General features: G+C 73.7%; 24 protein-coding genes and 1 riboswitch. Of the genes, 16 read left to right on the forward strand and 8 right to left on the reverse strand.

What is annotated here, in order from left to right; translation table 11 throughout:
• Positions 1–27: 27 nt before the first annotated feature.
• The 6 genes from AC5L34_RS27490 (at position 28) to AC5L34_RS27515 (ending at position 5,664) form a co-directional block, all read left to right on the forward strand.
• Positions 28–1,086, forward strand: a complete 1,059-nt coding sequence (locus tag AC5L34_RS27490) for a PhoH family protein (RefSeq protein WP_357662803.1) — start codon at positions 28–30, stop codon at positions 1,084–1,086.
• Between the two features lie 15 nt (positions 1,087–1,101).
• On the forward strand, positions 1,102–1,575 hold the full coding sequence (ybeY, locus tag AC5L34_RS27495) for an rRNA maturation RNase YbeY (protein ID WP_101412357.1): 474 nt from the start codon (positions 1,102–1,104) through the stop codon (positions 1,573–1,575).
• Entirely contained in the window at positions 1,551–2,963 is a 1,413-nt protein-coding gene (locus tag AC5L34_RS27500; RefSeq protein WP_441177850.1) for a hemolysin family protein, read from the forward strand. The genes ybeY and AC5L34_RS27500 overlap by 25 nt, the downstream gene beginning before the upstream one ends.
• On the forward strand, positions 2,956–3,342 hold the full coding sequence (locus AC5L34_RS27505; RefSeq protein ID WP_101412356.1) for a cytidine deaminase-like protein: 387 nt from the start codon (positions 2,956–2,958) through the stop codon (positions 3,340–3,342). The genes AC5L34_RS27500 and AC5L34_RS27505 overlap by 8 nt, the downstream gene beginning before the upstream one ends.
• Before the next feature lie 49 nt (positions 3,343–3,391).
• On the forward strand, positions 3,392–4,288 hold the full coding sequence (era, locus tag AC5L34_RS27510; protein ID WP_441177838.1) for a GTPase Era: 897 nt from the start codon (positions 3,392–3,394) through the stop codon (positions 4,286–4,288).
• A gap of 176 nt (positions 4,289–4,464) precedes the next feature.
• Positions 4,465–5,664, forward strand: coding sequence for an acyltransferase family protein (locus AC5L34_RS27515; RefSeq protein ID WP_441177839.1), 1,200 nt, complete (start codon positions 4,465–4,467; stop codon positions 5,662–5,664).
• Here AC5L34_RS27515 and AC5L34_RS27520 read toward each other — a convergent pair.
• Complete coding sequence (locus AC5L34_RS27520; RefSeq protein WP_101412353.1) at positions 5,651–6,481, reverse strand: DUF4097 family beta strand repeat-containing protein; 831 nt, start codon at positions 6,479–6,481, stop codon at positions 5,651–5,653. The genes AC5L34_RS27515 and AC5L34_RS27520 overlap by 14 nt on opposite strands.
• A 100-nt stretch (positions 6,482–6,581) precedes the next feature.
• Between AC5L34_RS27520 and recO the strand changes: the two genes are divergently transcribed.
• From recO to AC5L34_RS27535, 3 genes are all read left to right on the forward strand, one after another.
• Positions 6,582–7,424, forward strand: a complete 843-nt coding sequence (gene recO, locus AC5L34_RS27525; RefSeq protein WP_494827626.1) for a DNA repair protein RecO — start codon at positions 6,582–6,584, stop codon at positions 7,422–7,424.
• Positions 7,425–7,456: 32 nt separating this feature from the next.
• A complete protein-coding gene (locus AC5L34_RS27530; protein ID WP_172896643.1) occupies positions 7,457–8,233 on the forward strand; it encodes an isoprenyl transferase in 777 nt (258 codons plus the stop codon).
• A gap of 64 nt (positions 8,234–8,297) precedes the next feature.
• Positions 8,298–8,483 carry a hypothetical protein gene (locus AC5L34_RS27535; protein WP_210837573.1) on the forward strand — a complete coding sequence of 62 codons (186 nt, stop codon included), beginning with the start codon at positions 8,298–8,300 and terminating at the stop codon, positions 8,481–8,483.
• A 138-nt stretch (positions 8,484–8,621) separates the two neighbouring features.
• Here the strand turns inward: AC5L34_RS27535 and gnd are convergent, their stop codons facing one another.
• Positions 8,622–10,064, reverse strand: coding sequence for an NADP-dependent phosphogluconate dehydrogenase (gene gnd, locus AC5L34_RS27540; protein WP_494827638.1), 1,443 nt, complete (start codon positions 10,062–10,064; stop codon positions 8,622–8,624).
• 507 nt (positions 10,065–10,571) lie between these two features.
• Between gnd and AC5L34_RS27545 the strand changes: the two genes are divergently transcribed.
• Positions 10,572–10,808 carry a hypothetical protein gene (locus tag AC5L34_RS27545; protein ID WP_088998902.1) on the forward strand — a complete coding sequence of 79 codons (237 nt, stop codon included), beginning with the start codon at positions 10,572–10,574 and terminating at the stop codon, positions 10,806–10,808.
• 102 nt (positions 10,809–10,910) lie between these two features.
• Here AC5L34_RS27545 and AC5L34_RS27550 read toward each other — a convergent pair whose 3' ends face one another.
• The 3 genes from AC5L34_RS27550 to AC5L34_RS27560 form a co-directional block, all read right to left on the reverse strand.
• Positions 10,911–11,711, reverse strand: a complete 801-nt coding sequence (locus AC5L34_RS27550; RefSeq protein WP_441177842.1) for an energy-coupling factor transporter transmembrane component T family protein — start codon at positions 11,709–11,711, stop codon at positions 10,911–10,913.
• Positions 11,708–13,123, reverse strand: a complete 1,416-nt coding sequence (locus tag AC5L34_RS27555) for an ABC transporter ATP-binding protein (RefSeq protein WP_441177843.1) — start codon at positions 13,121–13,123, stop codon at positions 11,708–11,710. The genes AC5L34_RS27550 and AC5L34_RS27555 overlap by 4 nt, the downstream gene beginning before the upstream one ends.
• 108 nt (positions 13,124–13,231) lie before the next feature.
• Positions 13,232–13,825, reverse strand: a complete 594-nt coding sequence (locus AC5L34_RS27560; RefSeq protein ID WP_088998905.1) for an ECF transporter S component — start codon at positions 13,823–13,825, stop codon at positions 13,232–13,234.
• Positions 13,826–13,897: 72 nt separating this feature from the next.
• Positions 13,898–14,003, reverse strand: a riboswitch (TPP riboswitch).
• A 202-nt stretch (positions 14,004–14,205) separates the two neighbouring features.
• On the opposite strand from AC5L34_RS27560, the gene AC5L34_RS27565 reads away from it, so the two are divergent.
• From AC5L34_RS27565 to AC5L34_RS27590, 6 genes are all read left to right on the forward strand, one after another.
• The gene (locus AC5L34_RS27565) at positions 14,206–15,204 is read left to right on the forward strand and encodes a permease (protein WP_199184765.1); all 999 of its coding nucleotides are present in this window, start codon (positions 14,206–14,208) and stop codon (positions 15,202–15,204) included.
• Positions 15,201–15,974, forward strand: a complete 774-nt coding sequence (locus AC5L34_RS27570) for a TIGR03943 family putative permease subunit (RefSeq protein ID WP_441177844.1) — start codon at positions 15,201–15,203, stop codon at positions 15,972–15,974. Before AC5L34_RS27565 ends, AC5L34_RS27570 begins: the two co-directional genes overlap by 4 nt.
• A 55-nt stretch (positions 15,975–16,029) precedes the next feature.
• On the forward strand, positions 16,030–16,860 hold the full coding sequence (locus AC5L34_RS27575) for an alpha/beta fold hydrolase (RefSeq protein ID WP_441177845.1): 831 nt from the start codon (positions 16,030–16,032) through the stop codon (positions 16,858–16,860).
• Between the two features lie 69 nt (positions 16,861–16,929).
• Positions 16,930–17,679, forward strand: coding sequence for a sugar isomerase domain-containing protein (locus AC5L34_RS27580; protein WP_441177852.1), 750 nt, complete (start codon positions 16,930–16,932; stop codon positions 17,677–17,679).
• Between the two features lie 118 nt (positions 17,680–17,797).
• Positions 17,798–18,298: a DUF6328 family protein gene (locus AC5L34_RS27585; protein ID WP_101412343.1), complete on the forward strand. Its 501-nt coding sequence runs from the start codon at positions 17,798–17,800 to the stop codon at positions 18,296–18,298.
• Positions 18,299–18,413: 115 nt separating this feature from the next.
• Complete coding sequence (locus tag AC5L34_RS27590; RefSeq protein ID WP_494827630.1) at positions 18,414–20,435, forward strand: acyl-CoA dehydrogenase family protein; 2,022 nt, start codon at positions 18,414–18,416, stop codon at positions 20,433–20,435.
• Positions 20,436–20,518: 83 nt separating this feature from the next.
• Here AC5L34_RS27590 and AC5L34_RS27595 read toward each other — a convergent pair whose 3' ends face one another.
• The 3 genes from AC5L34_RS27595 to AC5L34_RS27605 form a co-directional block, all read right to left on the reverse strand.
• On the reverse strand, positions 20,519–21,124 hold the full coding sequence (locus AC5L34_RS27595) for a hypothetical protein (protein ID WP_441177847.1): 606 nt from the start codon (positions 21,122–21,124) through the stop codon (positions 20,519–20,521).
• Positions 21,125–21,194: 70 nt separating this feature from the next.
• Positions 21,195–21,587, reverse strand: a complete 393-nt coding sequence (locus AC5L34_RS27600) for a Fur family transcriptional regulator (RefSeq protein WP_172896644.1) — start codon at positions 21,585–21,587, stop codon at positions 21,195–21,197.
• A gap of 2 nt (positions 21,588–21,589) precedes the next feature.
• Positions 21,590–21,889: an ArsR/SmtB family transcription factor gene (locus AC5L34_RS27605; RefSeq protein WP_088998913.1), complete on the reverse strand. Its 300-nt coding sequence runs from the start codon at positions 21,887–21,889 to the stop codon at positions 21,590–21,592.
• Positions 21,890–21,905: the final 16 nt, after the last annotated feature.

Consider the following 21,905-nt stretch of genomic DNA (forward strand, 5'->3'; position numbering starts at 1 on the left):
GTGGCGCAGGGCCCCTCGGCCCGACCTATGACCGGCACCCCACCTCCCGGCCCGCCCCGGGTGCAGACCAGGATCACCGTCCCGGATTCCAAGATCATGGTCAACCTCCTCGGCGCGGGTGACGAGATCCTGCGACTGGTCGAGCGCTCCGTCAACAGCGACGTGCACGTCCGGGGCAACGAGATCACCATCACCGGCGCCCCCGCCGACAACGCCCTCGCCGAGCGGATCTTCAGCGAGTTGCTCGAACTCATCGAGAAAGGCGAGACCCTGACCACTGACGCCGTCCGGCGTACCGTCGGCATGCTCGAGCAGGGCGGCGCCGAGCGGCCCGCCGAGGTCCTGACGCTCAACATCCTCTCCCGGCGCGGCCGCACCATCCGTCCCAAGACGCTGGGGCAGAAGCGCTACGTCGACGCGATCGACGCGCACACGATCGTCTTCGGCATCGGCCCGGCCGGCACCGGCAAGACCTACCTGGCGATGGCGAAGGCCGTCCAGGCGTTGCAGGCCAAGCAGGTCAACCGGATCATCCTGACCCGGCCGGCGGTTGAGGCGGGGGAGCGGCTGGGCTTCCTGCCCGGCACGCTCAACGAGAAGATCGACCCCTACCTGCGCCCGCTCTACGACGCGCTGCACGACATGCTCGACCCGGATTCCATCCCCAAGCTGATGGCGGCGGGCACGATCGAGGTCGCGCCGCTGGCATACATGCGGGGGCGTACGTTGAACGACGCCTTCATCATCCTCGACGAGGCGCAGAACACGACGCCCGAGCAGATGAAGATGTTCCTCACCCGGCTCGGCTTCAATTCCAAGATCGTCGTCACCGGTGACGTCACCCAGGTGGACCTCCCCGGCGGCACGACCAGCGGCCTGCGGGTGGTCCGCGAGATCCTGGAGAACGTCGAGGACGTGCACTTCGCCGAGTTGTCCAGCTCCGACGTGGTCCGTCACCGGCTGGTCGGGGAGATCGTCGACGCGTACGCCCGCTGGGACGCCGAGCGGGAGAACCAGCAGGCGCAGAGCGTGCACGCCGTGCCGGGGCGTTCCGCCCAGGGCGGCCGGCCCGGCCGGCGCCGATAGACCGAGGGAAGACTGTTGTCCATCGAGATCGCCAACGAGTCGGGTGTCGACGTCGACACCGACGCCGTGCTCGCCGTGGCCCGGCACGCCCTCGACGAGATGGGGGTCAACCCCCTCGCCGAGCTCTCCGTGCTGCTGGTCGACATCGACTACATGACCGAGCTCAACCACCGGTGGATGGGCGGCGACGGCCCGACCGACGTGCTCGCCTTCCCCATGGACGAGGGCAGCGTCGACCACGGGCCGGGTGAGACGTCCGCCGCCGGTGGCGAGCCCGCGTTGCTCGGCGACATCGTGCTGTGTCCGGAGGTGGCGGCGAAGCAGGCGGCCGCCGCCGGCCACACCGCCGCCGACGAGCTGCACCTGCTGACCGTCCACGGCGTGCTGCACCTGCTCGGCTACGACCACGCCGAGCCGGAGGAGGAGCGGGAGATGTTCGCTCTCCAGGCCCGACTGCTGGCGAGCTGGCGGTCGACCCGGTCCCGGTGATGACCTCCCCGACACTGGCGGCCGGCGCCACCGGCCTGCCCGATCTGCAACTGCTGCTCTTCGCGGCCGGCCTGGTGGTGCTGGCCGGCCTGATCGCCATGACCGAGGCGGCGCTGGCCGCGGTCTCGCCCGCCCGCGCCGCCGAGCTGGCCCGCGACGGCGCGCGGGGCGCGCGGACGCTCCAGGTCGTCGCCGGGGACGTGGTCCGCCACCTCAACCTGCTCCTGCTGCTGCGACTGCTCGCCGAGCTGACCGCCACCACCCTGGTGGCGCTGGTCGCGGTGGACACCTTCGGCGCGGGCTGGCGTGCGGCGCTGGTCACCGCCGGCGCGATGACCGTGATCAGCTTCGTGGTGGTCGGCGTCGGCCCCCGGACCATCGGCCGGCAGCACGCGTACGTGGTCGGGCGCTCCGTCGCCCCGCTGGTGCGCTGGCTGGGCCGGGCGCTGAACCCGCTCGCCTCGCTGCTGATCCTCATCGGCAACGCGGTCACGCCGGGCCGGGGCTTCCGGGAGGGACCGTTCGCCACCCAGGTGGAGCTGCGCGAGCTGGTCGACCTGGCCGAGCAGCGCGGTGTCGTGGAGCACGGCGAGCGGCAGATGATCCACTCGGTATTCGCGCTCGGCGACACCATCGCCCGCGAGGTGATGGTGCCGCGTACGGAGATGGTGTGGATCGAGGAGCGCAAGACGCTCTCCCAGGCGCTGGCGCTCTTCCTGCGCTCCGGCTTCTCCCGGATCCCGGTCATCGGCGAGAGCGTCGACGACGTGCTCGGCGTGCTCTACCTCAAGGACCTGATCCGGCGTACCCAGGGCGGCGCCGCCGAGGACCGGCAGCTCCCCGTCGCCGAGCTGATGCGCCCCGCCACCTTCGTGCCCGAGTCCAAGCCGGTCGACGACCTGCTCTCGGAGATGCAGGCCGCCCGCAACCACCTGGTCATCGTCGTCGACGAGTACGGCGGCACCGGCGGGCTGGTCACCATCGAGGACATCCTGGAGGAGATCGTCGGAGAGATCACCGACGAGTACGATGTCGAGCGCCCGCCGGTCGAGCACCTCGACGACGGGGCGGTGCGGGTCACCGCACGGCTCCCGGTGGAGGACCTGGGCGAGCTGTTCGACACCGACCTCCCCACCGACGAGGTGGAGACCGTCGGCGGCCTGCTCGCCCAGTCCCTGGGCCGGGTCCCGATCCCCGGGGCACAGGCCGAGGTGGCCGGGCTCCGGCTGATCGCCGAGGGCACCACCGGCCGACGCAACCGGATCGACACCGTGCTGGTCAGCCGGGCGGAGTCGACCGACACCCAGAACGGCCCGGGCCGCGGCGAGCACGCGGAACACCGGGACGACCCGAACCGATCCGAGGAGAGGCAACCCGCCGATGCCTGAGTCACCCGCCGTACCGGCCGCCCGGCCCACCCCGTCCGACCCGGTCGAGCTGAGCGCCGAGGACGGCAAGCTGGTCGTCCTGGCGCGGGGCGCGCGTGGCCGGGTGGGCGCCGTGGAGGGCGCGGCGGTCCGCGACCAGGACGGCCGGACGTACGCCGCGGCCAGCGTCTCGCTGCCCTCGCTGACGATCACCGCGCTCCAGCTCGCGGTGGCCTCGGCGGTGGCGGCCGGCGCGACCCGGCTGGAGGCCGCGGTGGTGGTCACCGAGGCGTCGACGCTGGACGGTGCCGGGCACGCGGCGGTACGCGACCTCGCCGCGGACGCGCCGATCCACGTGGCCGCCCCGGACGGGTCCGTCCTCGGCACGGTGGTCGAGTGAGCGGGCACGGCGGCGTGCCGCCTCGGGGCACCCGGAGCGGGGCGGCGCAGTGAGCGACCTCCAGCCGCGCCCCTACCGGGCCGGATTCGCCTGTTTCGTCGGCCGGCCGAACGCCGGCAAGTCGACGTTGACCAACGCGATCGTCGGGCAGAAGATCGCCATCACCTCGAACAAGCCGCAGACGACCCGGCACATCATCCGGGCCGTCCTGCACCGCCCGGAGTCCCAGCTCGTGCTGGTCGACACCCCGGGCCTGCACCGACCCCGCACGCTGCTGGGCGAGCGCCTCAACGACCTGGTCCGGCAGACCTGGAGCGAGGTCGACGTGATCGGCCTCTGCATCCCGGCGGACGAGCCGATCGGGCGGGGCGACCGGTTCATCACCGGCGAGCTGGCCGAGCTGAAGGCCACCGTGCTCGCGGTGGTCACGAAGACCGACCTGGTGGACCGCAAGCGGCTGGCCGAGCAACTGCTCGCGGTCAGCGAGCTGGGCGAGTTCGCCGCGGTGGTGCCGGTCAGCGCGGTCTCCGGGCACCAGGTGGACACCCTGGTCGACGTGATGACCGGTTACCTGCCCGAGTCGCCGCAGCTCTATCCGGACGACATGCTGACCGACGACCCGGAGCAGGTGCTGGTCGCCGAGCTGATCCGGGAGGCCGCCCTGGAGGGCGTCCGTGACGAGTTGCCGCACTCCATCGCGGTGGTCGTCGAGGAGATGATCCCCGAGGGCCAGCTCACGAAGATCTACGCGGACGTCTATGTCGAGCGGCCCAGCCAGAAGGCGATCGTGATCGGTCACCGAGCGAGCCGGCTCAAGCACGTCGGCACCACGGCCCGCCGGCAGATCGAGGAGCTGCTCGGCACCCGGGTCTACCTGGACCTGCACGTCCGGGTGGCGAAGGACTGGCAGCGGGATCCGAAGCAGCTGCGCAAGCTGGGCTTCTGACGCCGAGGGCCGGGGCGCGGCGCGTCCCGGCCCTCGAGCCTGTCCGGCGCATGATCGGTATCGGTCGTACGTATGGAAGATGTCACCTTCTGGTGGGTTCCCTTCTGTTTGCCGCGCTCGGCCCGGAGGGTAGGGGATAGGACAGCCCCCGTACCCCCGGACATAGATGCAGGCTGATGCGAAACCGATACCTGGACCTGCTCCGCTTCCTGGCCATCGTTCGAGTCGTCGTCTACCACGTCACCGGTTGGGCCACGCTGACCCTCGTCTTCCCGGCGATGTCGGTGATGTTCGCGCTCGCCGGCTCGCTGATGGCGGCCTCGCTGCACCGGTGGGGACCGGGGGCGGTCGTCCGCCGGTTGCGGCGACTGTTGCCGTCGCTCTGGGTGCTCGCCGCCGTCTTCGTACCGGCCATGCTGCTCACCGGGCTGCCCCTGACCCCGAAGGTGCTGCTCTGGATCTTCCCCATCGCCGACCCGCCGGCCAACGGCTGGGGTGCGATCGCGCTCAGCGTGATCTGGTACCTGCGCGACTACCTCTGGTTCGTGCTCGCCTCGCCGGTGGCTCTGTGGCTGTTCCGGCGCGCACCGGTGCCCACCCTCGTCGCCCCGTACGCCCTGCTCGCGGCGGCCGAGCTGGGCCTGCTCCCGGCGCTGCCGGTGGCGCTGCACCAGTTCGGGCTCTACTTCGGGGCCTGGCTGCTCGGCTTCGCCCACCAGGCCGGCATGCTGCGCCGCCTCGCCAACCGGGTGCTGGTGCCGGTCGCGCTGGCCCTCGCCGCCGCCGGTGCCGCCTGGATCGTCACCCACCCCGGTCCCCGCGGGTACGACCTGAACGACAACCCCCTGGGCAACGCGCTCTGGTCGGCGGCGTTCGTCCTCGTGCTGCTCGGCCGGGGGCCCGCGAGCGCGCCGTGGGTGGACCGCAGCGCCGCGTTCGGCCGGGTGGTGACCGTGTTCAACCGGCGGGCGCTGACCGTCTACCTGTGGCACATGCCGTTCGTGGTGGCGCTCACCCCGCTGGTCGACGTGGTGGGCTGGTCGCACCAGGACCCGGTCGGCCTGGCGATCCGGGTGGTGCTCGTCTTCGCGCTGGTCGCCGCGGTGACCGCCCTGGTCGGCTGGGTGGAGGACGTGGCGGCCCGCAGGCCGCCGGAGCTCGTCCCCGGCCGCATCCGCCCCGCCCCGGCCACCGTCCGCACGGCTGCCGGCCGCACCGGCGGTCCGGGCGCCACCCGCGCGGCTGCCGGCTGGCCGGTCGATCGTCCCGACACCGCCCGCCCGGCCGGCGACGAGACGGTCGGTGCCCCCGCCACGGGGCGGGCGGCGGTGCCGGCGCCCCGGGAGCCGGAGACCGTCGAGATCAGCGCTGGGTGACCGTCACGTTGCCGCTGCCGGTGGAGAGGTCGAGCACCAGCGTGGCGGACGGGTCGTCCGTGACGCCCAGTTCCGCGTCGCCGCTGTCGGTGCTGGAGCGGACCCGGTAACGGCCCGCCGGCACGACCAGCTCGACGTTGCCGCTGGAGGCGTGCACCCGCGCCGAGGCGGGCGTCGTGAGGTCGACGGTGACGTCACCGGAGCCGGTCTCCGCGTCCACCCCGCCGTCGAGGCGGTGCCCGGTGATGTCGCCCGACGAGGTACGCAGCGTGACCGCGCCCGCGGCCTCGTCGACCTCGACGTTGCCGGAGCCGGTCTGCGCGCGTACGGGCCCGGTGGCGCCGGCCACCTGGATGTTGCCGGAACCGGTCTCCGCGCGTACGGGGCCGCTGGCGGCGGTCACCCGGATGTTCCCGGAGCCGAGCCGCATCTCCACCGGGCCCACCCTGCTCAGGTCGACGTCACCGGAGCCGGTCTCGCCCTTCACGCTCACCCCGTCCGGGGCGGTGACCTCGTAGGAGACGCTGCACCGGGAGCCACAGTCGGTGTCCAGCACCAGTTCGCCGCCCTTGACCTCGTACGTCGCGTCGGGCTGGCCGCCCTGGTAACGCACCACCCGCTTGATCCGCACCTCGTCCTGCGCACCGATGGCGCGTACGGTCACGTCGCCGGCCCCCGGGAGCACCCGGATGCTGCTGATCCGGACCGCCTCGGTGTTGTCGTAGTCGAGCCGGCGGAAGGACAGGTTGTCGCACCCGGCGGTGACGATCAGGGTGGTGGCCGCAGCGAGCGCGGCGGCGGTGCGGTGCAGAGCCATGCGAGCACGCTACGAGGCGTGACGGCCCTCGCGCATCGGGGTTCGGCGCGCGGACACCCCGAGCTGACCCTGATTCCGCACCCCGAGAGAGAATGGTCCGATGGCCGGGTACCGCCGACAGCTCTACCGCGACGACGCGGTGGTCCTGCGCGTGCAGAAGCTCGGCGAATCCGACCGGATCATCACCCTGCTCACCCGCCGGCACGGCCGGCTGCGCGCGGTGGCCCGGGGGATCCGCCGCACCAGCAGCAAGTTCGGCGCCCGGCTGGAGCCCTTCGGCCACGTGGACCTCCAGCTCGCCGGCGACCCGAAGGGCAACCACGGCAGTTCGCTGCACACGGTCAGCCAGGTCGAGGGCATCGACCTCTACGGCAAGCGTTTCCTCGGCGACTATTCCCGCTACACGGCCGCCAGCGCGATCGCCGAGACCGCCGAGCGGCTCACCCCCGTCGAGCGGGAGCCGTCGCTGCGGCTGTTCCAGCTCACCCTGGGCGCGCTGCGGGCGCTCGCCGAGGGCAGCCACGCCACCACCCTGGTGCTCGACGCGTACCTGCTGCGCGGCATGGCGCTGGCCGGCTGGGCGCCGGCGCTGACCGCCTGCGCCGTCTGCGGCACGCCGGGGCGGCACCGGGCGTTCTCCGTACCGGCCGGGGGCGCGGTCTGCCCGGACTGCCGGCCGCCGGGCGCGGCCCACCCCGCCCCGGCCACCGTCGACCTGATGTCCGCGCTGACCACCGGCGACTGGCGGGTCGCCGACGCCACCGAGGCAGGCGTACGCCGGGAGTGCAGCGGCCTGGTCGCGGCGCACCTGCAGTGGCACCTGGAGCGCGCGCTACGCTCGCTGCCGCTGGTCGACCGGGGCGCCCCGCCGGCCGGCCCGGTCCCGCCGCCGCCCGGCGTCGGCTCCGGTGCGGACAGCGTGAACAGGGGGAGGACGGAGTGATCCGATCGTTGAGGGCCGGGCGTCGTGAGCCGGTGCCGCCGACACCGCACCCGTCGGGCGCCCGACCGCCGGCCCTGCCCGCCGACGCGGTGCCGAAGCACGTCGCCGTCGTGATGGACGGCAACGGCCGGTGGGCCAAGGAGCGTGGGCTGCCCCGCACCAAGGGCCACGAGGCGGGTGAGTTCTCCCTCTTCGACACGGTCGAGGGCGCCATCGAGCTGGGCATCCCCTACCTGTCGGCGTACGCCTTCTCCACGGAGAACTGGCGGCGCTCGCCGGACGAGGTCCGGTTCCTGATGGGCTTCAACCGCGACGTCATCCGCCGCCGCCGCGACCAGCTGGTCGACCTGGGGGTGCGGGTTGTCTGGTCCGGTCGGGCCGGCCGGCTGTGGAAGAGCGTCATCTCCGAGTTGCAGACGGCCGAGGAGATGTCGCGGGGCAACTCGACGCTGACCCTCCAGTTCTGCGTCAACTACGGTGGGCAGGCCGAGATCGCCGACGCCGCCGCCGCCATCGCCCGCGACGTCGCGGCGGGCCGGCTGGACCCGGAGAAGGTCAACGAGAAGACCGTCGCGAAGTACCTCTACCACCCGGAGATCCCCGAGGTGGACCTGTTCCTGCGGCCCTCCGGCGAGGAACGGATCTCCAACTTCCTGCTCTGGCAGACCGCGTACGCCGAGCTGATCTTCCTCGACACGCTCTGGCCCGACTTCGACCGGCGCCACCTCTGGTACGCCTGCGAGCTGTACGCCCAGCGGGACCGGCGCTTCGGTGGCGCGCTGCCCAACCCGGTCGCCCCGCCGAGCTGAGGCTTACCGCCCGGTCGTACGGGGTACCACGGTGGTCAGCAGCCACCGACGGAGGTGAACCCACATGATCCAGAAGCGTATTGCCCAGTGGGCGATGATGGCGGTCGCTGTACCGCTGGCGGCGGGCGGCGCGCGCCGGCTCAGCCGCACCCTGGAGGCCCGCCGCGGCCCGACCGGGATCAGCCGCCTGCTCACCAAGGGCGCCGACATGCTCCGCCCGCAGAAGGCCAAGCGCCGTCGCTTCTTCTGACCACTCACCCATGACCTGACCCCGACCCCCGACCCGCTCGCCGATCATGCAGTCGTGGTGCCCCGCGAAAGGCCCGTACCGGCGCGTTTCGCCCACCGAAAGTGCATGATCGCCTCGCGGGTCGGGGGTTCGCGCGCGTCAGGCCTCGATCTCGGTCCTGTCGGTGGGCCAGTTGGTGTGGAAGGTGCCCTCGCGGTCGACGCGCTGGTAGGTGTGCGCCCCGAAGTTGTCGCGCAGCCCCTGGATCAGGGCGGCGGGGAGCCGCTGCGCGCGCAGCGCGTCGAAGTACGCCAGCGACGAGGCGAACGCGGGGGCCGGCACGCCCGCCCGCGCCGCGTCGGACACCACCCGCCGCCAGCTCGGCACCCCGTCGTCGACGGTGTCCGCGAACCACGGCGCCACCAGCAGCGTCGGCAGGTCGGGCCGCTCGTCGTACGCCTGGCGGATGCGGTCGAGGAAGCGGGCCCGGATGATGCAGCCGCCCCGCCAGATCGTCGCCGTGCCGCCCAGGTCGATGCCCCAGTCGTACTCCCGGGAGCCGGCCCGGATGTGGTCGAAGCCCTGCGCGTACGCGACGATCTTCGAGGCGAGCAGGGCGCGCCGGACGTCCTCGACGAAGGCGTCGCGGTCCTCGACCCGCCAGGTGGCGCCCGCGTCCGGGAACGCCCGGCGGGCCGCCTCGCGCTGGTCGGCGTGCCCGGACAGCGACCGGGCGAAGGTCGCCTCGGCGATGCCGGTGATGGGGATGCCGAGGTCCAGCGCGCTCTGCACCGTCCAGCGACCGGTGCCCTTCTGCTCGGCGCGGTCGAGCACGACGTCCACGAACGGCCGTCCGGTGCCCGCGTCGGTGTGCGCCAGCACGTCCGCGGTGATCTCGATCAGGAAGGACTCCAGCTCGCCGGAGTTCCAGCCGCGGAAGATCTCCGCGATGTCCGCCGGCTCCGCGCCCAGACCGGCCCGCAGCAGGTCGTACGCCTCGGCGATGAGCTGCATGTCGGCGTACTCGATGCCGTTGTGCACCATCTTGACGAAGTGCCCGGCGCCGTCCGGCCCGATGTGCCGGCAGCACGGCACCCCGTCCACCTGGGCGGCGATCCGCTCGAAGATCGGCCCGAGCGTGCGGTACGACTCCGCCGATCCGCCCGGCATGATGCTCGGGCCGCGCAGTGCGCCCTCCTCGCCGCCGGAGACACCGGTGCCGACGAAGTGCAGGCCGTACGCGCGCAGCGCCTCCTCCCGCCGGCGGGTGTCGGCGAAGTGCGCGTTGCCGCAGTCCACGACGATGTCTCCGGCGTCGAGCAGCGGGGCCAGCTCGTCGACCACCGCGTCGGTGGGGCCGCCTGCCTTCACCATCACGAGCACCGCCCTGGGCCGCTCCAGCGAGGCGACGAAGTCGGCCATCGACTCGGCGGGCACGAACGTCCCCTCGTCCCCGTGTTCCGCCACGAGGCTGCGGGTGCGCTCCGGTGAGCGGTTGTGCACCGCCACGGCGAAGCCGTTGCGGGCCAGGTTGCGGGCCAGGTTCCGGCCCATCACCGCCAGCCCGGTCACGCCGATCCGCGCCGTCGCCCGCCCGGCCATCCGCCCGCCCTCCGCCGTCGACACCCGCCGCTGTGACCGTATCGCTGGGCGCGACGGCCCGGAGGCGGGTCGGCCGTTCCGTCACCACCGTGTGCTCCGCTGCCCCATCTCGCTGGCCGGGGCTACGCCCAGCGACGAGGCGGCGGGGGCGCCCCCGGCACCGTGGCCACGCAGGGGCGTCGGGGCGGGCCGGGGGCGTCGTACCCGGCCCGCCGCCGATCGTCCCGGTAATTAGGCTGCGCGGGACCGGCCGGGCGGCTAGCGTGTGGGCATGCGTAACTGACGCCCCACCTCCGAGCCGACCCGCCGCTGCTTGCCGTGGGTCCGCGTGCTCCCGGGCGTCCGCATTCCACACCTGCCGTCGAGGCGGTGGTGTTCCTCGTGGTCGATCCCGGGCAGCAGTCCCGATCCCGCCCGACCGTCGCGTGACGGTCACCGAACGAGGCGGGCCCCGCTGACCGGACGTCGTTCCGGCGCGCAAGAGCCCGCAGCCAGAGGAGGCACCGGATGCCCGCCAGGCGCAACCCGAAGAAGTCCCGTACCACCGTTCCCACGCCGTCCGCCGCGGACCTGACGCCCGTCAACCTCGACGAGGTGGCGGTCGCGCCGGTCGTGCCGGCGCTGCCGGGCGCCCGGCCGGCCGCGCCGAAGGCCGGTCCGCCGGTCTCCGGCGCCGGTCGTGCCGGCACGCTGCGCGGCCAGAAGGCCGGGCAGGCCCGCCGGTACGCCTTCCGGCGCAGCTGACGGTGCCGGCCGGGGGGAGCCGCCGTGACCGGCGGCTCCACCCGGCCCGTCCGCCGTAGGACGTGTTGCAGAAGTGGTGGCGTCGTCACCGGGGCGGGCGGCTCAACCGATCAACGGGCGGAAGGTGCCGACCAGCACGCTGACGGCGAGCGCGGCCCCGGCGAGCACCGCCGCACCGACGATCAGCAGGCCGTCGGCGGCGACGAAGCGCTGTCGCCGGGCGACGGTGCGCGGGATTCCGGCGTCGAAGCCCCGGGCGTCCATCGCCACGGCCAGCCGGGTGCCCCGGCGGATCGCCCCGACCAGCAGCGCGAACGCCGTCGAGGCGAACAGCCGCAGCTTCGCCAACGGGTTGCGGCCGGCCTCCACGCCCCGCGCGCGACGGGCCATGGAGATCATCTGCCACTCCTGCCCGAGCAGCGGCACGAGCCGGAACGCGGCCAGCGCCCCGATGGCGAAGCGGGCGGGCGCCTTCGCGTTCTGGATCAGCGCGTCCGCCAGGTCGGTGGGGTCCGTGGTGGCGAAGACGATCACACCGGGCAGCGCCACCGCGAACATGCGCAGCACCAGGCCGAGCGCGGTGAGCAGCACCCCGGACGTGACCACCACCGGGCCGGCCTCGACCAGCACCCGGCCGGAACGCTCGGCCGCGAACAGCACCAGCGTCACCACCACGCCGACGGCGCCGACGAGCAGCGGCCAGGCCCGCCGTGCCAACACCCGCAGGCGGACCCCGAACAGGGGCAGCAGGGCCAGTTCGACGGCGATCGCGATGGCCGGCGCCACCGGGTCGAGGGTGGCGATCAGGATGAACGAGAAGACCAGCGCCGCGGCGAGCTTCGCCACCGGGTTGCGCCGGGCCAGCGGCGCATCCGGCGCGGCGACCGGCTCGAAGCTGATCACGGGCGCGCCAGGACGACTCGGCGATCCGCCAGGGCGGCCACGAACTCCGGGTCGTGGGTGACCGCGACCAGGCCGTGCCCGGCGTCGCGCAGTTCGGCGAAGAGGTCCACCAGCTCCAGCCAGGTGCGCCGGTCCTGACCGAAGGTCGGCTCGTCGCAGACGAGCAGGCGGGGCGCGGTGGCCAGGGCGGTTGCCACGCTCAGCCGCCGTGCCTCCCCGCCCGAGAGGGTGTACGGGTTGGCAGCCGCGAGCTTCGTCAACCGCAGCCGGTCCAGCAGCGTGTCGACCGTGGACCGTACCGCCGCCTCGGGCTGGCCGGTGCGGCGCGGGCCGAGCGCCAGCTCGTCGAAGACGGTGTTGGTGACGAACTGGTGCTCCGGGTCCTGGAAGACCGAGCCGATCCGGCGGGCGAGCGCCGGGGCGCGCCAGCGGTGCGGGGGAGTGCGGGCGTCGTCGCCGGCCAGTGCGGGCGTCGCCGCGACCCGGCCGGTCCCGGGCCTGAGCAGGCCGCCGAGCAGCAGGGCGAGGGTCGACTTGCCGGCCCCGTTGGGACCGACGACGGCGAGTGCCTCGCCGGCGCGTACCGCCAGGTCGACGGCCGCCAGCCGGGGCGGCAGGCCGAGCCGGTCGGCGGTGACCAGCACGTCGCCGGGCGGCGCGGTCGCGTGTCGGGGTGGCACCGGTCGGCCGGGCACCCAGACGCCCTCGTCGGCGAGCGCGTCGCCGTGCGTACCGAAGACGGCCTCGGGCGTGCCGTCGGCGCGGACGCCGCCGCCCGGTTCGAGCACGACGACCCGGTCGACCAGGGACAGCGCCTCGGCGACGCGGTGCTCGACAAGGATCAGCGTGGTGTCGGCGTCCAGCGCGCCGGCCACGGCCGCCCGGATCAGCGCGGCGCCGGTCGGGTCGAGGTTGGCGGTCGGCTCGTCGAGCAGCAGCAACCCGGGGCGCAGGGCCAGTACGCCGGCCAGGGCGAGCCGCTGCTGCTCGCCGCCGGACAGGGCGGCGGTGGGGCGGTCCCGGGGGTACGGGAAGCCGACCCGCATCAGCGCCTCGTCGACGCGGGGCCAGATCTCTCCGGCGGGGGTGCCCCGGTTCTCCAGCCCGAACGCCACGTCGTCGCCGCTGCGGGCCATCACGAGCTGGCTTTCCGGGTCCTGGAAGACGATGCCCACCCGTTCGCGGCCCTTGCGGGGGTCGAGCCCGTCGATCTCGACGGTGCCCTCCTGCTCGCCCGAGTCCTCGGGCAGCAGCCCGGCCAGCGCGGCGAGCAGGGTGCTCTTGCCGGCCCCGGAGGGTCCGAGCAGCAGCACCCGCTCGCCGGCCTCGACGCGCAGATCGACCCCGCGTACGGCCCACGCCCGCCGCCCGGCGTGCCGCCACCCGAACCCGCGCAGCGTCACCGCCCCCACGCCGTCCCCCTCCCGTCCCGCCCCGTGGCGTCGATCATGAGGTTGGCGGCGCTCACGGAGATCCACATCGCCGTCAACCTCATGATCAACGCGCTTCCGTCGGGCCTGTCAGATCAGGGTGCGGTCGCGGGCGGCGGGGAAGCGGTCCAGGGCGCCCGTGGTGGCCAGGGCGCGGGTCAGGGCCCAGCCGCCGGCACCCGCGACGATCGTGGCGCTGGCGATGGTGAGCAGGGCGTACGGGATGCGGTAGCTGCCCAGCGCGTACTCGCTGTTCCAGACGAAGAAGTCGAACAGCGCCGCGCCGAGGCCGGTCAGCGCACCGGCGATCAGCGCGGTGGGCAGCCGGAACGAGCGGTACCGGAACGCGGCGAAGGCCAGTTCGGCGCCGAGCCCCTGGATCAGGCCCTGGACGATGGTGATGCCGCCCCACTCGGAGCCGAGCAGCGCCGAGACCGTCGCCGCCACCGCCTCGCAGAAGAGCGCCGCGCCGGGCTTGCGGATCACCAGGCCGCCGAGGACGGCCGGGATCAGCCAGACGCCGTACATGATCGCCTGGCCGGCGGGGAAGAACGCGAAGGCCGGGTCGACGGCCCGCCACAGCAGGCCCCAGGCCCAGAAGATGACGCCGAAGGCCACCGCGATCACCGCGGCGACGACGACGTCGACCGTACGCCACCGGGTGGCGGTGTTGTTGTCTCGCATGATTGCTCCCAGTCCCGAACGAGAACCAGGAGAAGACGCACGCCGCGCCCGAACGTGTCGGACGTCGACGCGGCTGGAGGTCGACCGAACTCCCTGCGCTGGCATTACCCAGATCAGGTTCGAGGGTCTGCGGGCGGTGCCCGCACTCTCAGCGCTGTGCGCTCCCCTGTCGGATGTGAAGTTGTCGCGCCGACGCTAACACCTTTGAAGATCAACCAGCAAAGTGATCTTTCCCCAGCTCACCAGCGCGTTCGATCGACGCCGTCCATCCCGGCCCGGTACTCTCGGGCGGCCACTGGGAAACCCGGCAGAGGGACACGTACGTGACATCCGAGGCTGAGCGCCGCGCGCCGGACGGGCCGCACCCGGGCGCGGTGGGCGTGGCCGCCCCGGGCGTACGCGAGCAGAAGCCGGCGCCGCGCGGCCCGGAGCGGCGGATCGGGTCGGTGGAGGTGCTCGCCGGCCTGCTGATCCTGCTGGTCGTCTTCCGCGACCCGTTCGCCCGGGCCCTGTCGGCGCCCCGGTTGCAGACCTGGACCACCGTCTTCGTCTCGGTCATGGTGCAGGCCGTGCCGTTCCTCGTCTTCGGGGTGCTGCTCTCCGCGGTGATCGCGGTCTTCGTGCCCCGGTCGTTCTGGGCCCGGGCACTGCCGCGTCATCCCGCGCTCGCGGTGCCGGTGGCGAGCGCGGCCGGAGTGGTGCTGCCCGGCTGCGAGTGCGGGGCGGTGCCGATCGCCGGGTCGCTGATCCGGCGCGGGGTCACCCCGGCCGCCGCCCTGGCGTTCCTGCTCGCGGCCCCGGCGATCAACCCGATCGTGCTGACCGCCACCGCCGTGGCCTTCCCCGACGACCCGGCGATGGTCCTCGGCCGGGCGGTCGCGAGCCTGCTCGTCGCGATGGCCATGGGCTGGCTGTGGCTGCGCCTCGGCCGGGCCGACTGGATCCGGCTGCCGCGCCGGCCGGAGTTGGCGGACGGCTCGCGCGGGCGGGCGTTCTGGGGGGCGGTCCGGCACGACGTGACGCATGCCGGTGGCTTCCTGGTCATCGGTGCGGCGGCCGCCGCCACGATCAACGTCGTGGTGCCGGAGCGCTGGTTGCAGACCCTCGCCGACGAGCCGGTGCTGTCGGTGCTCGCGCTGGCCGCGCTCGCCGTGCTGCTCTCCCTCTGCTCCGAGGCCGACGCCTTCGTCGCCGCCTCGCTGTCGCAGTTCTCGCTGACCTCCCGACTGGTCTTCCTGGTGGTGGGGCCGATGGTCGACCTCAAGCTCATCTCGATGCAGGCCGGGGTCTTCGGCCGGCGGTTCGCGCTGCGGTTCGCCCCGACCACCTTCGCGGTGGCCGTCGCGGTGGCCGCCGCGACCGGGGCGGTGCTGCTGTGAACCGGCAGGCGCAGGCGGTCGTCCTGCTGCTGCTCGGGGGCGCGGTGATCCGGGCCAGCCTCACCGACCTGCACCTGCGCTACGTCAAGGAGGGGCTGCGTCCCTTCCTGGTCGCCGCCGGCCTGCTGCTGGTGGCCGCCGCGGTCATGACCCTCTTCTACGAGCTGCGCCCGCTGCTGCGGCGTACGCCCGCCGGCCACGACGACCACGACGGACACGAGGGCGACGGCTCGCACGGCGGCCACGGGCACGACGACGGGCACGGACACCACGAGCCACGGGTCGGCTGGCTGTTGATCCTGCCCGTGCTGGGCCTGCTGCTGGTCGCCCCGCCCGCCCTGGGCTCGTACGCGGCCGGGCAGGCCGGCACCGCCGTCGCCACCCGTCAGCAGCCGTCCGACTATCCGCCGCTGCCCGACGGCGACCCGGTGCGCGTCGCCGTGCTCGACTACGCCTCCCGGGCCCTGTTCGACCGGGGCACCTCGATCGGCGACCGCCGGGTCCAACTGACCGGCTTCGTCACGACCGGTGCCGACGGCCGGCCGCTGCTGGCCCGGATGGTGCTCTCCTGCTGCGCCGCCGACGGCCGACCGGTCAAGCTGGGCCTGACCGGCGCCGCCCCCGACGGGTTGGCCGACGACACCTGGATCGAGGTGACCGGCCGCTACAGCGACCGCATCGCCCGCGACCCGGTCAACGACGCCGAGATCCCCTATCTGGACGTGGAGTCCTGGCGGCAGGTGCCCGTGCCCCGGCAACAGTACGAGTGAGCCGCGGCCCGCAGGTCCCCGGCGGGCGGCGGCGGCCCTGGGTAGGCTCACGATCATGCGGATCGAAGCCCGGGGTCTCACGTTCGACGTCCGCGTCGGCGGACCGCAGGGCGGCGTACCCGTCCTGCTGCTGCACGGCTTCCCGCAGCACGGCGGGGAGTTCGACGACGTGGTGCCCGCGCTGCACGCCGCCGGCCTGCGCACGTACGCGCCGGACCAGCGCGGCTACTCGCCCGGTGCGCGCCCCGAGGCCGTCGAGGCCTACCGGCTACCGGAGCTGGTCGCCGACGCGGTGGCCCTGCTCGACGCGCTGGGCGTCGACGCGGCGCACCTGGTGGGGCACGACTGGGGCGCCATCGTCGCCTGGGCCGTCGCGGCGCACCACCCCGACCGGGTCCGTACGCTGACCGCGGTCTCGGTGCCGCACCCCGCCGCGATGACCTGGGCGCTCACCGAGGACGCGGGGCAGAAGGCGCGCTCGGCGTACATGACGCTGTTCCGTAAGCCGGGCAAGGCGGAGAAGGCGCTGCTGGTGCTGGGCGCGACCGGGCTGCGCCGGATGCTGCACGGGGTCGGCGACGACGCGCGGGTGGCCGCGTACGCGGACCCGATGCGCGAGCCGGGCGCCCTGACCGCCGCGCTGAACTGGTACCGCGCCATGTCCCGCCGGGACCTGGCCGCCACCGGCCCGGTGACGGTGCCGACCACGTACGTGTGGAGCGGTCGCGACATCGCGATCGGCCGGACGGCCGCCGAGGCGTGCGCCCAGCACGTGCGCGCCGACTACCGCTTCGTCGAGCTGCCCCGGGTGAGCCACTGGATCCCCGACGAGGCGCCCGCCCCGCTGGCCGAGGCGATCCTGGCCCGGGTGCACGACCCGGTCTGACCCTCCCGCGACGTCGCCCGGCGGACGCCGGACCCCACCCCACGGAGGTACGACATGGACGGAAGAGACATGCCGCTGAGCGCCGACGAGTTCCTGACCGTGGTGACCGCCACGATGAACCGGGTGGCCGAGAGCCAGCGCGAGGCGGTGGGGCGGGCCGCCGATCTGATCGCCGAGGCGGTACGCGCCGACGGCGTGGTCCACGCGTTCGGCACGGGCCACTCCGAGGCGCTGGCCATGGAGATCGCCGGGCGGGCCGGCGGGCTGGTCCCGACGAACCGGATCGCCCTGCGGGACCTGGTGCTCGTCGGCGGCGCCCCGGCGGACATGCTCGGGCCGCTGCTGGAGCGCGACCCGGCGGTGGCGCACCGCCTCTACGAGCTGGCGCCGGTCGGCCCCCGCGACGTCTTCGTGCTCGCCTCCAACTCCGGCGTGAACGGCGCGATGGTGGAGTTCGCCTCGCTGGTCAGGGAGAAGGGCCACGGGCTGGTCGCGATCACCTCGGCGCAGCACTCCGGGCAGATGACCTCGCGCCACCCGTCGGGACGCAAGCTCGCCGACTTCGCCGACGTGGTGCTCGACAACGGTGCCCCGTACGGCGACGCGACCTTGCCGCTGCCCGGCGGCGGCGCGGTCGGCGCGGTCTCGTCGATCACCGCCGCGCTGCTGGCGCAGCAGATCACGGTCGAGGTGGTGGCCCGCCTGCTGGCGGCGGGGGAGCGGCCCCCGGTCTACCTGTCGGCGAACATCGCCGGGGGCGACGAGCACAACAACGCCCTGGAGGCCCGGTACGCGGGCCGGATCCGGCGCGGCTCCTGACGATCCGGAACGGTCCCGGACAGTGACGTGAGTCGGTTTCGCGCGTGAGCCGGTGGGGCATCAGCGATGCTGCCGCCGGCCGCCCCCGCCGGCAGTACCGTCTGACCGGAGGTAGCGCGTGTCCAAGGAAACCGAGAAGCAGCGCTGGCAGCGCAACTTCGCCGACCTGCTCCAGGAGCTTCGGGTCGCCCAGACCGGCGTGCAGATCCTCTTCGCCTTCCTGCTCACGCTGCCGTTCAGCAACGGCTTCACCCGTACCAGCCCGTTCCAGAAGGACGTCTACATCGTCGCGTTGCTGGCGGCGGCCGCCGCCACCGCGATGATCATTTCTCCGGTGGCCTTCCACCGCGCGCTGTTCCGGCAGGGCCGCAAGCCGGAACTGGTCCGGTTCGCCCACCGGATGGCAAGCGGCGGCCTCGCCTTCATGCTGATCTCGATGGTCAGCGCGGTGCTGCTGATCACCGACTTCGTGCTGGACCGGAGCGTCGCCATGGTGCTCAGCGGCCTCACCGGCCTCTGGTTCCTCACCTTCTGGGTGTTCCTGCCGTTCTCCCGGCGCAACTGGGGCGATGACGATGACGACGATGACGACGACGACCCCCGGTCGCTGAGCGACTGACCGAAGTCGACACGACTCGATATTTACCGAACGCTACCCCTGGGTAACACCCGGGGGTAGCGTGCTTTCTGTCGCGCACGTTGACGCATCCGGACCGAGGTTCGAGGGGGCCGCCGTGACCACGACACACAACAGCCGACCCGCACCCGACGGAGCAGGCGACGACCGGTCGGCGGGCACCGACCGACCGCCGTCGGCCGGTGCCGCCGGACCGCTGCCGACGGAGGCCGGCCAGGTCTCCGAGAAGGAGGCCCGCCAGGTCGCCGAAGCGGCCCGGGAGTCCTCCTGGGACCGTCCCAGCTTCGGCAAGGAACTCTTCCTCGGCCGGTTCCGGCTCGACCTGATCAACCCCTGGCCGCGCTCCGACCCGGCGGACGTCGCCCGCGCCGACGAGTTCCTCGGCCGGCTCCGCGAGTTCCTCACCTCCGAGGTCGACGGTGCCGCCATCGAACGTGACGCGTCCATCCCGGACGAGGTGTTCCAGGGGCTGGCCCGGCTCGGCGCCTTCGGCATGAAGATCGACCGCTCGTACGGTGGGCTCGGGCTGAGCAACCTGCACTACTGCCGGGCGCTCATGCTGGCCGGCTCGGTCAGCCCGGCGATCGGCGCGCTGCTCTCGGCGCACCAGTCCATCGGGGTGCCGCAGCCGCTGAAGATGTTCGGCACCGCCGAGCAGAAGCAGCGCTTCCTGCCCCGACTCGCCGCCGGCGAGATCTCCGCGTTCCTGCTCACCGAACCGGACGTCGGCTCCGACCCGGCCCGGCTGGCCACCACCGCCGAGCCCACGCCCGACGGCACCGGCTACCGGCTCAACGGCGTGAAGCTGTGGGCCACCAACGGCACCGTCGCCACCCTGCTCGTGGTGATGGCCCGCGTGCCCGCCGCCGAGGGGCGGCGCGGCGGGATCACCGCCTTCGTCGTCGAGGGCGACACCGAGGGCATCACGGTCGAACGGCGCAACGCCTTCATCGGCCTGCGTGGGCTGGAGAACAGCCTGACCCGCTTCCACGACGTCTTCGTACCGAAGGAGAACGTCATCGGCGGCGCGGGCAAGGGCCTGAAGATCGCGCTCACCACCCTGAACACCGGGCGGCTGTCGCTGCCGGCCATGTGCGTCGGCGCCGGCAAGTGGGCGCTGAACGTGGCCCGGGAGTGGGCCGCCGACCGGGTGCAGTGGGGGCGGCCCGTGGGCGAGCACGAGGCGGTGGCCCAGAAGCTCTCCTTCATCGCCGCGACGACGTACGGCATGGAGACCATGCTCGACCTCTGCTGCCTGCTCGCCGACGACGACCGCAACGACATCCGGATCGAGGCGGCGCTGGTCAAGCTCTACGCCAGCGAGATGGCCTGGAAGATCGCCGACGAGCTGGTGCAGATCCGGGGCGGTCGCGGCTACGAGACGGCCGACTCGCTGGCCGCGCGGGGCGAACGACCGGCCGCCGTCGAGCAGATGCTGCGCGACCTGCGGATCAACCGTATCTTCGAGGGCTCCACCGAGATCATGCACCTGCTCATCGCCCGGGAGGCGGTCGACGCGCACCTGTCGGTCGCCGGCGACATCATCGACCCGGACGCCGGGCTGGGCCGCAAGGCGAAGGCCGGGGCGCGGGCGGGCGCGTTCTACGCGAGGTGGCTGCCCACCCTCGCCGTCGGCCGGGGGCAGCGCCCCTCGGCGTACGCCGAGTTCGGTCCCCTCGCCGGTCACCTGCGGCAGGTGGAGCGCGCCTCGCGCAAGCTGGCCCGGTCGACGTTCTACGCGATGTCCCGCTGGCAGGGAAAGATGGAGCGCAAGCAGGCGTTCCTCGGTCGGGTGGTGGACATCGGCGCGGAGCTGTTCGCGATGTCCGCGGTCTGCGTACGCGCCTACGCCGAGCGGGACGCCCGCCCCGAGAACGTCGAGCTGGCCGACCTGTTCTGCCGGCAGGCCCGGGTACGCGTCGACGCGCTCTTCGCCGCCCTGTGGGACAACACCGACTCCGTCGACACGGCGGCCGCGAAGCGGATCCTCGCCGGACGCTACGCCGCGGTGGAGGACGGCGTGCTCACCCCCGCCGACGACCTGCCGTGGGTGGCCCCCTGGTCGCCGGGCCCGTCCACGGCCGAGGACGCCCGCCGCCGCGTCCCGCCCCCCTCCTGACCATCGTCGGGCCGGGTCGGGCCCGGCCCGGAGCGGGCCTGGCCGGGGCGGAGCGGGCGGGGCGGGCGGGGCGGAGGGTGGGGTCAGCGGGGGCGGGTCACGCCCAGGTGGCGTAGTTCCAGGGTGGCGAGGGCGTCGATGGTGGCGTCGTCGCCGGCCCGCCACGCCTCCGCCACGTCGGGCGCGATGCGGGTCAGCCGGCCCAGCGGCTGGGTGGCCAGCGCGCGCAGGGCGAGCAGGTCCCGGCCGGCCGGAGCGGCGGCCAGCTTCGCGGCGGAGCCGGCCCGGCGCATCCAGCGCACCCGCAGCGGCAACCAGCCGAAGAGCACCAGGCCGAGCGGGAAGACCAGCACGGCGACGGCCAGCGCGAGGGCGAGCTGGTCGACCAGCTCCTGCTGGTCCCGGCCCGCCTCGGCCAGCCCCCGGGCGGCGGTGGCGGCCCGCTCGAACGGCGCGGTCAGCTCGTCGCCGACCAGTGGCACCCGGCCGACCTTGCCGCCGGCGTCGGCCAGGTTGTCGGCGAGGCCGCCGCCGGCCCCCTCCAGCTTCTGCCCGGGTACGGCGAGCTTCTGCACCAGGTCGTGCAGCCACAGCGCGCCACGGATCGCGCCGTACACCCAGACGACGACGAGCAGGTCGGTGATCAACTGTCGGACGGCGGTCGGGAAACGATCGGCGTAGATCTTCACGCCGGACAGCGTGCCACGCCCGGCGCCGCCCGGCCACGCGCCGCGAACGCCGCCGTGCCCTCGGGGCGGCTCAGCCCGCGCAGGCCGGGCAGGTGCCGAAGATCTCCAGGGTGTGGCTGACGTCGGCGTAGCCGTGCTTCGCCGCCACCCGCTCGGCCCAGTTCTCCACGGTCGGGCCCGCCACCTCCACGGTGCGGCCGCAGGAGCGGCAGACCAGGTGGTGGTGGTGGCCCTCGCTGCACCGGCGGTAGAGGTGCTCGCCGCCCGGCGGGCGCATGACGTCGATCTCGCCCGTGTCGGCGAGCCCCTGGAGGGTGCGGTAGACGGTGGTCAGCCCGACCCGTTCGCCGCGCTCGCGCAGCATCGCGTGCAGCTCCTGCGCGCTGTGGAAGCCCTCCAGCTCGCCGAGCAGCGCGCTCACCGCCGAGCGCTGCCGGGTGTTGCGGACCGTGGCACCCGTCATGATCATGATCCCTCCCCGGCGTGGCTCACCGCGTCGGCCACGATGTGTGCGACGTGCTCGTCGACCAGCGCGTACGCGATCTCGCGACCCCGCCGGGAGCCGCGCACCACGCCGGCGCCCCGCAGCACCCGCAGGTGCTGGGAGACCAGGGGCTGCGCGGCGCCGAGCTTGTCGACCAGCTCGTGCACGCACCGCTCGCCCTCGGCGAGCTCGCTGACGATGGCCAGCCGGATCGGCGCCGAGAGGGCACGCAACAGCTCGCTGGCGCCCTCGAAGGCGTCGTAGCCTGATCCGTCGGTCACCCCGTAACGGTAACCA

It is taken from the genome of Micromonospora sp. ZG13 (assembly GCF_059359355.1).

What these genes read in the sequence shown, in the direction of transcription:
- AC5L34_RS27490 (WP_357662803.1), top strand. Translation starts at nt 28, where the DNA reads ATGACCGGCACCCCACCTCCCGGCCCGCCCCGGGTGCAGACCAGGATC.
- AC5L34_RS27545 (WP_088998902.1), top strand. Translation starts at nt 10,572, where the DNA reads ATGCCCGCCAGGCGCAACCCGAAGAAGTCCCGTACCACCGTTCCCACG.
- gnd (WP_494827638.1), bottom strand. Translation starts at nt 10,064, where the DNA reads ATGGCCGGGCGGGCGACGGCGCGGATCGGCGTGACCGGGCTGGCGGTG.
- recO (WP_494827626.1), top strand. Translation starts at nt 6,582, where the DNA reads ATGGCCGGGTACCGCCGACAGCTCTACCGCGACGACGCGGTGGTCCTG.
- AC5L34_RS27600 (WP_172896644.1), bottom strand. Translation starts at nt 21,587, where the DNA reads ATGACGGGTGCCACGGTCCGCAACACCCGGCAGCGCTCGGCGGTGAGC.
- AC5L34_RS27505 (WP_101412356.1), top strand. Translation starts at nt 2,956, where the DNA reads ATGCCTGAGTCACCCGCCGTACCGGCCGCCCGGCCCACCCCGTCCGAC.
- AC5L34_RS27535 (WP_210837573.1), top strand. Translation starts at nt 8,298, where the DNA reads ATGATCCAGAAGCGTATTGCCCAGTGGGCGATGATGGCGGTCGCTGTA.
- AC5L34_RS27515 (WP_441177839.1), top strand. Translation starts at nt 4,465, where the DNA reads ATGCGAAACCGATACCTGGACCTGCTCCGCTTCCTGGCCATCGTTCGA.
- AC5L34_RS27580 (WP_441177852.1), top strand. Translation starts at nt 16,930, where the DNA reads ATGCCGCTGAGCGCCGACGAGTTCCTGACCGTGGTGACCGCCACGATG.
- AC5L34_RS27560 (WP_088998905.1), bottom strand. Translation starts at nt 13,825, where the DNA reads ATGCGAGACAACAACACCGCCACCCGGTGGCGTACGGTCGACGTCGTC.
- AC5L34_RS27520 (WP_101412353.1), bottom strand. Translation starts at nt 6,481, where the DNA reads ATGGCTCTGCACCGCACCGCCGCCGCGCTCGCTGCGGCCACCACCCTG.
- AC5L34_RS27575 (WP_441177845.1), top strand. Translation starts at nt 16,030, where the DNA reads ATGCGGATCGAAGCCCGGGGTCTCACGTTCGACGTCCGCGTCGGCGGA.